This is a genomic window from Cellvibrio sp. ATLC23 (assembly GCF_057196725.1).
In genome coordinates this window covers 118,783-131,779 of the sequence record NZ_JBXUOS010000008.1, presented here as the reverse complement: position 1 = coordinate 131,779, position 12,997 = coordinate 118,783, and the positions used below count along the sequence as shown (strand labels likewise).

At 50.1% G+C, this 12,997-nt stretch carries 9 protein-coding genes; 5 read left to right on the top strand and 4 right to left on the bottom strand.

Features of this window, described 5'->3' with window-relative positions; translation table 11 throughout:
* Positions 1-91: 91 nt before the first annotated feature.
* From AC2CG4_RS13865 to AC2CG4_RS13855, 3 genes are read left to right on the top strand one after another with little or no spacing between them, the layout of a single operon-like run.
* Complete coding sequence (locus AC2CG4_RS13865; RefSeq protein WP_484486830.1) at positions 92-1,336, top strand: TolC family protein; 1,245 nt, start codon at positions 92-94, stop codon at positions 1,334-1,336.
* Between the two features lie 13 nt (positions 1,337-1,349).
* Positions 1,350-2,591 carry an efflux RND transporter periplasmic adaptor subunit gene (locus tag AC2CG4_RS13860; protein ID WP_484486829.1) on the top strand — a complete coding sequence of 414 codons (1,242 nt, stop codon included), beginning with the start codon at positions 1,350-1,352 and terminating at the stop codon, positions 2,589-2,591.
* Positions 2,592-2,603: 12 nt separating this feature from the next.
* Complete coding sequence (locus tag AC2CG4_RS13855; protein ID WP_484486828.1) at positions 2,604-5,711, top strand: efflux RND transporter permease subunit; 3,108 nt, start codon at positions 2,604-2,606, stop codon at positions 5,709-5,711.
* 133 nt (positions 5,712-5,844) lie between these two features.
* On the opposite strand, the gene AC2CG4_RS13850 is transcribed toward AC2CG4_RS13855, so the two are convergent.
* Both AC2CG4_RS13850 and AC2CG4_RS13845 read right to left on the bottom strand, forming a co-directional pair.
* The gene (locus AC2CG4_RS13850; protein ID WP_484486827.1) at positions 5,845-6,369 is read right to left on the bottom strand and encodes a VTT domain-containing protein; all 525 of its coding nucleotides are present in this window, start codon (positions 6,367-6,369) and stop codon (positions 5,845-5,847) included.
* A 211-nt stretch (positions 6,370-6,580) separates the two neighbouring features.
* Positions 6,581-7,318, bottom strand: coding sequence for an SDR family oxidoreductase (locus AC2CG4_RS13845; RefSeq protein WP_484486826.1), 738 nt, complete (start codon positions 7,316-7,318; stop codon positions 6,581-6,583).
* Positions 7,319-7,444: 126 nt separating this feature from the next.
* Between AC2CG4_RS13845 and AC2CG4_RS13840 the strand changes: the two genes are divergently transcribed.
* Together AC2CG4_RS13840 and AC2CG4_RS13835 are read left to right on the top strand one after the other, a co-directional pair.
* Positions 7,445-7,969: a Crp/Fnr family transcriptional regulator gene (locus tag AC2CG4_RS13840; RefSeq protein ID WP_484486825.1), complete on the top strand. Its 525-nt coding sequence runs from the start codon at positions 7,445-7,447 to the stop codon at positions 7,967-7,969.
* A 32-nt stretch (positions 7,970-8,001) separates the two neighbouring features.
* Positions 8,002-8,637, top strand: coding sequence for a cation efflux transmembrane domain-containing protein (locus AC2CG4_RS13835; RefSeq protein ID WP_484486824.1), 636 nt, complete (start codon positions 8,002-8,004; stop codon positions 8,635-8,637).
* Here the strand turns inward: AC2CG4_RS13835 and AC2CG4_RS13830 are convergent, their stop codons facing one another.
* Positions 8,638-11,190 carry a sensor domain-containing protein gene (locus tag AC2CG4_RS13830; RefSeq protein WP_484486823.1) on the bottom strand — a complete coding sequence of 851 codons (2,553 nt, stop codon included), beginning with the start codon at positions 11,188-11,190 and terminating at the stop codon, positions 8,638-8,640.
* A gap of 299 nt (positions 11,191-11,489) precedes the next feature.
* Positions 11,490-12,977, bottom strand: a complete 1,488-nt coding sequence (locus AC2CG4_RS13825) for a TapB family protein (RefSeq protein ID WP_484486822.1) — start codon at positions 12,975-12,977, stop codon at positions 11,490-11,492.
* Between the last annotated feature and the right edge of the window lie 20 nt (positions 12,978-12,997).

Here is a 12,997-nt window from a genome sequence, read left to right as displayed (position 1 = left end):
AAGCCCAGCTTTCGTTTTTATGGATCCCCGCTACGCGAGGATGACGACTCCCTGTTCGGTTTTACGTGACTGGCTCACGACAGGATTGACCATGAACAAATTGTTATTTGCGCTGCCCTTGTTGGCGGGCGCTTTAGCTTGGCCTGTTGCGGCCGAGAGCATCAGCCTGCAACAGGCGCTCAGCGCCAGTTTGCAGCACAACCCCCAGCTAGGGGGATACCAATTTCGCCGCGCCGCGCTGGCCGGTGAACAGACTACTGCCGCCCTGCGGCCGGAACTGCGCCTGCATTCAGAGCTGGAAAATATCGCCGGTTCGGGGGAGCTCTCCGGCGTTGATGGCGCTGAATTGACCCTTTCCTTTGCCTCGATTATCGAACTGGGCGACCAGCGCGACGCCCGCATCCAGGCAGTCACTGCCCGCCAGCAACACTTGGCGACGGAACAGCGGGTCGCGGTTTTAGATCTGGTCGCCGCTGTGAATTACCGCTTTATCGCGCTGCTTGCCGCCCAGGAACAACTGCAGGTTCAAGAGCAGGCGCAGCAACTGGCGCACAGCCTAGTCGCCAGTTTGAACCGGCGGGTACAAGCGGGGCGGGCGCCGAAAGAGGAGTTATTGCGCGCCCGCGCCGCCGAGGCCAGCGCCAACTTAGAGCTAAGTAAAACCCGCCAACAAGTGCAGCTGGAGATGCTAAAACTGAGTGCCTACTGGGCCGATAGCACGCCAGATTTCACTCGCGCCAGGGGTTATTTGTTATCGCTTACTAACCCCGCAGCGCTCGCTGATTGGCAAATACGCCTGGCCAACAACCCAGATTTACTGCTGCTCGCCAACACCACCCGGCTGCAGGCGGCTGAGCTGCGCAAGGCCGAAGCCCAAGGCCAGATGACGCTGGGCTGGAATGCCGGTGTGCGCCAGCTACAGGCGAGCGATGAACAGGCGCTGGTACTGGGCGTGAATATTCCGCTCGCCAGTGGCAAACGCGCCAGCGGGGCGATCAACAAGGCGCGCGCCGAGCAGGATGCCGCCGCTTTTGCGGAAGATAGCGCCAAAATCCAGCTGGAAGCCCGTTTAAACCAAGTCTATAGCGAACACACCCAAGCCCTCAGCGCCCTGCACAGCCTGCGCGATCAAATCCTGCCGTTGCTGCAAGAGGCCTATAGCGCCACTGCCGCTGCGTTCGAACAGGGTCGCTACAGCTCGCTCGAACTGGCCTTCGCCCAGCGCGAACTGCTGGACGCGCGCGCTGCGCTGATCGCCACCGCCGTGCGCGCCCATGAAACCCGTATTGAACTGGAGCGTTTGACCGCGTCCGCCCACTGGCATCAACCTCATTAGCTGAGACTGCACCATGAATCTATTTATTAAAACCCTGATCTTAACCGCCAGCTTGGGTTTGTCTGCCCAGCTCTTGGCCTCTGGCGATCACGACCACCATGACGATCACGGCCAGGATGAACACCACGAAGAAGCGCCGGAAAAAGGCCCACACAATGGTCGCCTGCTGGAAGATGGCGACTTGGTGGTCGAATTGGCGATAGTTGAGCAGGGCGTTCCGCCCGAATATCGCGCTTGGGCAAGCTGGGATGGCAAGCCGCTTAAACCCACCGACTGGAAACTGGAAGTCCAACTCACCCGCTTGGGTGGCGAAGTGAATCGCTTTGCCTTTACCGCCGAGCAGGACTTTCTGCGCGGCCAGGGAGTGGTGGAAGAACCGCACTCGTTTGATGTGAAGGTGACGGCCAGCTACCAAAACAAGCAATACCAATGGGATTATCCCTCCTACGAGGGGCGCATCACCCTGAGCGAGCAGCTGGCCGCCGCCTCTGGCATTAGCACCGCTATTGCGAGGGCGGGTGAGCTGCAGGAGCGCATTAAACTCTACGGCGTAATCGTCGCCGACCCGCTGCGGGTCAGCCATATTCAGGCGCGCTACCCGGGGCTGATCCGCTCGGTAAAACCCACCATTGGTGCGCGCGTCAAAGCGGGCGATGTATTGGCGACCGTGGAATCCAACGAAAGCCTGCGCGAATACCCATTGCTGGCGCCGATTGATGGGGTGGTGGTGGAGCGCCATGCCAACCCGGGTGAGTTCAGCGCCGACAAAGTCTTATTTACCTTGCTCGATGAGCGCGTATTAGAGCTGCATTTGCAGGCGTTTCCTGCCGATGCCAGCAAAATCACTACAGGTCAAACCATTACTTTCAGCGCTAATGGCACTCAAGCCAGCACCCGCAGCGAGTACATCACCCCTCGCCACGGCGAAACCCCTACGCTGGAAGTGCATGCGCCGGTGGATAACAGCGCCGGCAACTGGGTGCTCAACCAAGCCGTAGAAGCTTGGGTTGATATAGCCCGAACTCCGGTGCCGCTGCTGGTAGATAACCGCGCGCTGCAGTCGTTTCGCGATTGGCAGGTAGTATTTATCCACATCGGCGATACCTATGAGATACGCCCGCTCGAACTGGGGCGCAGCGACGGCCAATTTACCGAGGTGCTCAGCGGCCTGAACGCGGGTGATACCTATGTGGTGGATAACGCTTTTTTGCTCAAGTCCGACCTGGAGAAATCTGGCGCGACTCACGATCACTAGGGAGCAAACAAGATGATTGAATCGATTTTACGCACGGCCATCGCGCGCCGTTGGCTGGTGCTTGTCGCCGTGTTTGGGCTTATCGCACTCGGCCTGTGGAATTACCAGCGGCTGCCGATTGATGCAGTGCCCGACATCACCAATGTGCAGGTGCAAATCAATACCGAAGCGCCCGGTTACTCGCCCTTAGAGGCGGAGCAGCGCATTACCTATCCGGTGGAAACTGCGCTCGCCGGTATGCCCAAACTCGCCTATACCCGCTCGCTGTCGCGCTATGGTTTATCGCAAGTCACCGTAGTGTTTGAAGAAGGCACCGATATTTATTTTGCGCGCAATCTTATTAACCAGCGCCTCGGCCAAATTAAATCGAGCCTGCCAGACAATATCGAGCCGACTATGGGGCCCATCGCCACCGGTCTCGGTGAAATTTTTATGTATACGCTTGAGGCGCAGGATCCTAAACAGTTTGATGCTATGGCACTGCGCGAATTGCAAGATTGGGTCATCCGCCCGCAATTAATGCAAGTTAAAGGCGTGGTGGAAATTAACGCGATTGGCGGCTACACCCGGCAATATCACATCACGCCCGACCCGGTAAAATTGTTGCAATGGCAGCTCAGTTTTGAGGATGTCATCCACGCACTTAACAGCAATAACGACAATCGCGGTGCCGGTTACTTAGAGCGCGACGGCCAACAATTGTTGGTGCGCACCCCGGGGCAACTCGCCAGCATTGCCGATATTGAAAATGTGACTGTGACCAATGCCAAGGGGGTGATGGTGCGTATTGGCGATATTGCCCAGGTGGCCATTGGCAAAGAATTGCGCACCGGCGCCGCCACTCAAAATGGCCGCGAAACGGTTATCGGTACGGCGATGATGTTGATGGGCGAAAACTCGCGCACCGTGGCACGCGCGCTGGCAGAAAAACTGGAAGAAATTAATCGCTCGCTGCCGGAAGGAGTTCAAGCGGTTGCTGTGTATGACCGCACCCAACTGGTGGATAAAACCATCGCCACCGTACAAAAAAATCTGCTCGAAGGCGCGCTCCTGGTGATCGCGGTTTTATTTTTATTGCTCGGCAATCTGCGCGCCGCACTCATCACTGCGGCGGTTATTCCCATCGCCATGTTGATGACCATTACCGGCATGGTTGAAGCCGGTGTGTCGGCAAACTTAATGAGCCTCGGCGCATTGGATTTTGGTTTGATTGTCGACGGCGCGGTAATTATTGTCGAAAACTGTATTCGCCGTTTAGGTGAAGCGCAAAAAGGCGGACAGCTCGCATTAAAAGACCGATTGCAACTCGCCTATGAAGCCACCAGCGAAGTGATTCGCCCGAGTTTATTTGGGGTGGGCATTATCACTCTGGTGTACTTGCCGATTTTTACCCTCACCGGTGTGGAGGGAAAAATGTTTCACCCTATGGCCATTACCGTGGTGATCGCCTTAACCTCGGCATTAATTTTGTCACTCACCTTTGTGCCGGCTGCAATTGCACTCATCATGAACGGCAAAGTCGCCGAACATGAAAACCGTTTTATGCAAACAGCGAAAAAACTTTATCAACCCTTATTAATGCGCGCATTTCAATGGCGCGCTTTGGTATTGGGCGGTTCACTGGTGTTAGTACTGTTCAGTGTTTGGCTCGCCACGCGTTTGGGTTCGGAATTTATTCCGCAATTGGATGAAGGCGATATAGCGCTGCACGCATTGCGCATTCCCGGCACAGGTTTGGAACAGGCAGTGGCGATGCAAACTGTGCTTGAAGCGCGCATTAAACAATTTCCGGAAGTGGATAAAGTATTTGCCAAACTCGGCACCGCCGATGTTGCCACCGACCCAATGCCGCCTTCTGTTGCCGACAACTTTGTCATTTTTAAACCGCGCAGCGAATGGCCAAATCCAAAACGGGAAAAATCGGATTTGGTGGAAGCGATTGAAACCGCCGTGCGCGAATTACCCGGTAACAATTACGAATTCACCCAACCAATTCAAATGCGTTTTAACGAATTGATTTCCGGTGTGCGTTCAGATTTAGGCATAAAAGTGATTGGCGATGACTTGGAGCAACTGCAAACATCGGCCGCGGAAATTTTAGAAGTTGTGGAAAAAATTCCCGGCGCCGCCGATGCGCGCATGGAGCAGGTCACAGGTTTGCCGGTATTAACCATCACCCCTAAACGCCATCAACTGGTGGCTTATGGTTTAACGGTGACTAGCTTGCAAGATTTTGTCGCCACTGCACTGGCCGGTGAAACCGCTGGTTTAATTTATGAAGGTGATCGCCGTTTTGATATTGTGGTGCGCCTGCCGGAAAACCTGCGCAATGATCTGCTCGCGCTGGAGCGTTTGCCGGTGCCGATCAGCATCGAACCATTTTTTGTACCGCTCAATGAAATCGCTAGCATCGAACTTGCGCCCGCGCCCAATCAAATCAGTCGCGAAAACGGCAAACGTTTAGTCGTCGTCACCGCCAATGTGCGCGGCCGCGATTTAGGCTCCTTTGTTAGCGAAGTACAAGCGCGCATCAATAACGAAGTCAAATTACCGGCCGGTTATTGGCTGGATTACGGCGGCACTTTTGAGCAACTCGAATCGGCCAGTAAACGCTTAACCCTCGTAGTACCACTCACACTCTTAATGGTGATCGCCTTATTGGTGATGGCGTTTGGCTCGCTTAAAGACGCGCTAATTATTTTCACCGGCGTACCACTCGCCTTAACCGGCGGTGTACTCGCGCTCTGGCTGCGCGACATGCCCATGTCCATGTCTGCCGGTGTAGGGTTTATTGCACTCTCCGGTATTGCCGTCTTAAATGGATTAGTGATGCTCGCGTTTATCCGCCAACTTTATTTGGAAAACGGCGATTTAATGAATGCCATCATCCAAGGCGCACTCACCCGTCTACGCCCGGTACTTATGACCGCACTCGTCGCCAGTTTAGGTTTTGTACCCATGGCCTTTAACATTGGTATAGGCGCAGAAGTGCAACGGCCATTAGCGACAGTGGTGATTGGTGGGATTATTTCATCGACGCTACTAACGCTGTTGGTATTGCCGGTGTTGTATGGATTGGTGCATCGCAATCAATCAAACGCTAAACGTGGAAAACTATGAGCTGAATTTTTACCAAATACCTAATCACCGCCGCTATGGTGGTAAAACGTTTTGGGATTGAACTGTGGTAAGCGGAGATTATTGATTCAAAAAGATAATGGGTTTTATGCCCGTTATCTTTTTTAAAAATTAATCAGGTTGAATGATTTTTTTTCTTCACTCGATAATGCCGTAAAAATATAAACCAACAACACCATAAGCTCAGCGAAATAACTATCGCGGTCAAAATGGCTGGTTTAGGATCAGCCAGGCTGCTCTGAGAGCCAGCGAAGGCGGTAATCAATGCGTATGGCAAAGAGGATAAACTATAAAACGCCATGAATTTTAACAGCGGCATTTTATTGATGCCGGCCAAACAAATAACCACCTCTGGCAATATAGGTAATGCGCGGCATAATAAAATTAGCGCGCCTGAATGGGTGGCAAAAGTCTGCTGCATATCCTGTATTTTTTGTGGGTTAGCATATATCTTGCGCAATAATCGCTCGCCGGAAACATAGCTAATTCCGTAACCGAGCAGACCCGTTAATAGCAAACCTGCCGCCGCCGATATGCCTCCTGCGACTGCACCCAAAAAATATCCCGCTAAAATGCAGACTGTCATTGTAGGCACGGCAATAAATAGATCCAGCAAGAGTAATCCAATGACCACTAACACCAAGTAGCCTGGATGTATTTCACTTGCGCTTGTCAGCCAGCGAGTAATATCCGCAAGCGACAAAATGCCCGTGAGATTGATCAGCAAAAAGGTTGCTGCAAAAACACTGGCTAGCAGGGCACCGATAATCAATATCTGTTTCACTGAAGCACCTCTTTCAATTTCATTATGTATTTGTTTTTTGTGTTCGGTATTTTCTTTGGCACATGCACTATGCATTTTTCATCATCTTTGCGACCAGGTTCGGCGCCAGGCGCAGCAATAGCGGCAGCCATTTGGTCTTGCCAACATAGATGGTGGATTTATTTTGTTCTATGCCTTTTATAATCTCCTGCGCAGCCTGTTCTGCCGAAATTTTTCCGCTGCCGCGCCCTTGGGTCATGGGTGTATCCACTAATGGCAAAATAACCTCAATAACATTTATTTTGGTCGGCGCTAATTGATAGCCGAGGCTGATACTAAAATTGTGTAAGCCAGCTTTAGTTGCGCAATAGACGGCTGAGCTGGTTTTAGGGGAGTAAGCGAGTCCGGAGTTGATATTGACAATGGCCGCTGATTGTCCTTGCCTGATCAAGGGTTTTATCATTGTGGCGCAGATTAGCAGCGGCGCCGTAAGGTTGGTTGCCACTTCTGTGGTGATAGAATCCGCATTGAAATCTTCATCGGTAAATCGCACTGCGAATTGCACTGCGGCATTGTTAATCACAATGGAAATTTCAGGATGCTGAACGCAAATTTTTTCCAGCTGTTCAACAAGCGGCAGCGATTGATTCAGAGCGCAAGCATAAGGGATCACATTGGGGTAAGTGGCAGCCAAGGTATTGAGTTTCTGCGAATCCCGCGCCAATACAATTATCGATTTATTGCGCTGCGCCAACTCACTGACCAGCGCTAAACCTATGCCCGAGGTGCCCCCTGTGATCAAAATACTGCGCCCCTGTAATTTCATACTATGCCCTTTTGTTTGGTCGCTAAGCCGCGAGTCCTATTGCTATTCAATCTCGCTGAGTTTAAAAAGGGTTTTACCGATATTCATTAACCTGAGTTAACAAACCGCTTCTCAAGGACGCTACCCGTGCAAGACATTCTCGTTTCTTTAGGCACAAAACGACATTTTCCTAAAGGCAGCCTCATTCAACAGCAGGGGCAAGTGCAGGGAAGTTTGTTTTGCATTCAGGAGGGTTTAGTGAAAGCCTACTACCACACACGTCACGGCAAGGACTTTATTAAGTCATTTATTGGCGCCGGTGAGGTGATTGGCAGCATGCAGGCGCTAGTTGCAGGCCAGGCCTGCTCATTCAGTATTAAGGCCCTAGAGCCTACTCACGCCCTTGAAATCAATGCTGGGGTTTTAATGAATGCCGCAACCCAGCGAGCTGATTTAGCGCGTTGGTTGAATCAATTGTTGCTAAAGTTAGCAATGAAGAAAGAAGCGCGCGAATTTGAGTTTCTTTGTTTGAGCGCAGAAGAGCGCTACTTGCGCCTGTTAGAAGCACAAGAGAATTTGTTGGCGCGAGTCACGCAACAGGATATAGCGCAGTATTTGGGCATTACCCCTGTTGCATTAAGCCGAATTCGCAAACGCTGCGGGCTCGTCTAATTCACTCCGTTTTGAATTTTGAGAGGTTAGCAATGGGCGCCAGCTGTTGCCATCACGACCACAATCATGAGCCATCGCATTCACCCGATCCAAAATACCGCCGTATTTTATGGGTCGCGTTAATCGTCAACGCTGCTATGTTTGTGCTAGAAATTGTTTTTAGTATGCGTTCGGGTTCGGTTTCACTCTTGGCCGATGCGATTGATTTTTTTGGTGATGCAGCCAACTACGGCATTAGCATCTGGGTGTTGGCGATGAGTGTGCAGGCGCGAGCAAAAGCGGCGCTGTTTAAAGCCACTTCTATGGCGCTGTTTGGCATTGGAATTTTAATTCACGCTGTCTGGAATTTAATTACCGGTGTATTACCCGATGCGCAGACCATGAGTTTGGTGGGATTACTCGCTCTTGCGGCCAACCTTGGAGTGGCAATTTTGCTCTACGCCTATCGCAATGGCGACAGCAATATGCGCAGTGTTTGGCTTTGTACCCGCAACGATGCGCTGGGCAATATCGCGGTGATTATTGCGGCCATTGGTGTATTTGGCACTGGAACCGCCTGGCCGGATTTAGTTGTTGCCAGCATTATGGCATCGCTCGCGTTAACGGCGGCCTGGCAGGTGATGAAACAGGCGCGCCGGGAGTTGCTCAATCAATCAGTAGTAGGATAATTATTTTTTATTGGCGGCCAGCGGATAAACACTCGTGCTTGCCGCTTGCGCCCTCATAAAGCTGACAAAATCTTCCGGCGAAATAGGTTTACTAAAATAATAACCTTGGGATTGATCACAAGCATGATCACGTAAAAACTCTTCTTGTTCTTGTGTTTCTACACCCTCGGCGATGACAGTCAAACTCAATGTTCTGCCCATAGCGATAATAGCTTCAGTGATGGCGCGGTCCTGAGGGTTTTGCGGAATATCGCGAATAAAAGAACTGTCCACTTTTAAGGTATCAATGGGGAAGCGCTTTATTTGCGCGAGCGATGAATAACCCACACCAAAATCATCAATCGCCAAACGCACACCCAACGCTTTGATTGCGGTGAGGATGCGAATGGCGCGCTCTGCATCTTGCATTACCATGCCTTCGGTAATTTCCATTTCCAACAATTGCGGTTGCATGCCCGATTCACTCAATGCGTCGGCAACATCATCAATTAATTGTTCATCAAAAAACTGTCGCACCGATAAATTCACTGCCATACACAGTGGTGGCAAGCCTTGTTGCAACCAGGCAACATTTTGCGCGCAGGCGGTTTTTAAAACCCAGCGGCCAATTAATACAATTAAGCCAGTTTCTTCTGCGAGGGGAATAAATTGTGCCGGCGAAATAATTCCCAGCTCAGGGTGTTGCCAGCGCACCAAGGCCTCAACGCCGGCTATTTTGCCAGTTTGTAGATTGCGTTTTGCCTGATAGTGCAAGAAAAACTCATTGCGTTCTAGTGCCATGCGCAAATTATTTTCCAGCACTAGCCGTTCCAGTGAGCGAGCTTCAATATTGGGCGAATAAAATTGATAATTATTTTTGCCTTCTTCCTTCGCGCGATACATGGCGATGTCGGCATTTTTCATCAGCGTCTGTTCGCCTATGCCATCTTCAGGGTACAGGCTTATACCAATGCTTGCGGTAACGCGACACTCCTGCCCATTAATGTCGATAGGATTGATTGTCGCCGCCAAAATTTTCTTTGCAACTGTGGCTATTTGCTCGGTGTTTTCTATCTCGGGCAACAAAATGACAAACTCATCGCCACCCAAACGCCCCACCACATCGCTGGCTCGCAGACATTGCTTCAGACGCATGGCCATTTCGCGCAATAAAAAATCGCCCGCCTCATGGCCCAGCGTGTCGTTAATATTTTTAAATCTATCTAAATCGATAAAAAGAACGGCGAGCTTGCGGTGATAGCGATGGGACGACTCAATCGCCAAATTCAGAATTTGGCTAAACATAAAACGATTAGGCAGTGAGGTTAAGCTGTCATGTGTGGCGAGATAATGAATATGCTCCTCTGAGCGTTTGCGCTCGGTAATATCGCGGCCGATTCCACGATAGCCGCGAAACTTGCCGTTTTCATCAAATACGGGCAATCCGGTTAAACTAATAAAATAGGTATTGCCATTATCCGCTACGCGGCGCAATTCCAAATCGCGAAAAGGGCTGCGTTCCGCCACCAGGTCGTCGTATTCAATCCAGGACTCCGATAAAAGTTCAGTGCCGGGCAACACCTTTAAATCCTTGCCCAGAACCTCGTCGCGCTGATAGCTGGATTTGTTGTTGGGGTCTTCAAATTCGATAAATTGTAAATCCGCATCTTGCTCCCAATACCAGTCGGACGACAATTCAATCAAACTGCGAAAGCGCGCTTCACTTTCACGCAAGGCGCGCTCAGCGCGGCGCCTTAAAGTAATATCGCGACCAATACCGACCAGCGCAACGGTTTCGCCTTTGTCATTGCGCACGGGGAGTTTGGTGGTTAAAAACCAGCGCATATTACCGGTCTCTTTATTGACCGCCATTTCTTCCCGGTTAACTAATCCTTCACCGGTACGCACTACAGTTTGTTCATCTTCAAAAAAATTCTGCGCCATCTCTTGCGGGAAGAAGTCAAAATCATCCCTGCCGATCAGATTCTCCGGTGTAGTACCCATGCCTCGAGCAACGGCATCGTTCGCCAACAAAAATTTGCTGTTGATGTCTTTGATAAAAATACTGTCAGGCACAGCATCAACCAAAGTGCGCATTAAATTGCGCTCCTGCTCAAGAGTCGTACTTATGGCTTGCAGTTCGGCAGTGCGCTGCGCAACCCGCTTTTCTAATTCCGCATTCTCGTCGCGCGCATTGAACTCGGCTTGTTTGGTTTGAGTGATATCGCGGCTAATACCGATGATGCCAATAATCCTGCCGTTGTCATCCCGGAGCGGAACCTTGGTTGTAGAATGCCAATGAGACTCGCCAGTCTTAGCATTTTTTAACAGCTCCACGCGCGCCACCAACGCCTGTCCAGTACGCATCACCCATTGATCATCGTCAACATAGGCTTGCGCTGCGGCAGGAGGATTAAGATCAAAATCGGTTTTGCCCAATATACTCTCTACCGATTCTGCACCGGTCATATTTACCAAAGCCACATTGGCATAGATAAACCGGCCGTTTTCGTCCTTGGCATAGATAAGGTCGAGCATGTGGTCGCCGAGGGTGCGAAGTAAATAACGTTCCATAGAGAGGTCTTATGTTTTTAGTGGTTCTGTCAATTGCAACGGCTTCATTAGGCATGAGTATAGGCAGTGATTGAGGTAGACGAGAAAAATAACGTTAATAAACACTTACTTCTGCCAGCTTATTGACGTACTCGAGCGGCAGCTAGTGTGCCATTGCTTTTGGGGCGGATTTTTGGCGGGAATTGAAAGGGTTGATCGAAAGAGAATGTACACGAAAAAACACCGGCATCGAGAAATGTTAAATTATTTATCGATACCGGCGCTTACACAGCTAAAAACCAATAGTCTTTTTTACAGGTTTAAATCGCTTTTCCATTAATTGTTGCGGACACCAATTCGCTAATATCCCCCTGTGATTCGGTGCGTACAGAAATACCTGTATCTACACTAAACCAGCTAGTAGAAACACTATTTGTCGTTACTCCAGACGTTGTGGTTTGATTGCTGGTTTCGATGCGACAGGTGCTAAAACTTCCCGCCGGCACAGTGACCATCTCTATACCTTTAAATGTCACCGTGCTAGCAATTTGAGTTACTGTATTTACCGGGAATCCAAGTACTTGAGTAGCAGACGTTAAGTTATAAGTTTGTGAATAACTTTCACCTGCACTCAAATCAAAACGTTCGAGCCGCGCTGGATTTATAGTAATTGTGGTGCTAACAGCAACCGGGGCTGTAGCATCAACAACACTGCCGTGATAACTAAAACGTTTTGCACCGGCATCAACCGTTAAATAACTCTTGGTTGTCGATGTAGAGGGCGAAGCACCTGTGGCCTGTGTTTGGCTAACTGATTCAATGGTTGATACGCCGTTGAATGCAACATTGCCTTTTACTTCAATTGCTGCACTAGTATTAATAACCGCGCTACTGTTGCCATCGGTACTCTTATAATTGAGTTGAATTTTTGTACCTTGTTTTGCGAGATCCGCATTAAAACAAGAAGCAGCGCTTCCACTTCCACCAGTATTGCCACTGCTTTTAGGTGGAATTGCATTTAGATTTCCATCTTTAACAAGATTTAATAAATCTGCATAAGTCGACAAAGTATTAGACGCATTGATTGCTGCTTGAATTTGATCTAACAACTGATCCCACACATCGCCAATTTGAAAGCTGACAGTAAAGGGATTAAAAGTGCCTTGCGGCAAAACATAATTGGCATTGCTCAATGCCGTTTTTAAATTGTTTTGTGCAGTTTGCAATTGTGTTTCAAGAATTTGCCAACTGGTACTTTGAAACCAGGTGGATGGAGCTTGGGTTGTTGCACTGGCAATTAACAAATCGGTCAGCGGAGTAATATTCACAGTACCTGAGGTCAGCGCATAACTATGTAAAGTGACTGCAGGGGTACCGCCAGTGATTTGTAATGCACAAGGAAATGAGGTATTCGGCAAAGTGCCCGAGTAAACGCCTTGACTATTGGTCGTTACTGTTTGAGTAAAGCCACTGCCATTAGCGCATTTCGCGGTGACTGTTCCGTTCACAATGGCAGCACCTACAGCAGCTATGCCACTCAAGCTCACATTGGCTGGCGCACTACTGGCGATAGAAGACGTTGTCGCACTGGATGGAGCAACACTGGATGGAGCAGCACTGGATGGGGCTATCGAGCTAGCAGCAACACTGGATGGTGTGCTGCTACCGACAGTCGCTTCGCTGCTAGTAACCGCGGAGCTCATATTGCCTGATGAGGAGGATGATTTTTTCTTGTTTCCATCGCCCCCACAACCAACCAATAGAATGGCAATTAATACTGCTGAAAACATGCCGGGATTAGCTTTCATTTATGTATTTTCCTTTTTGA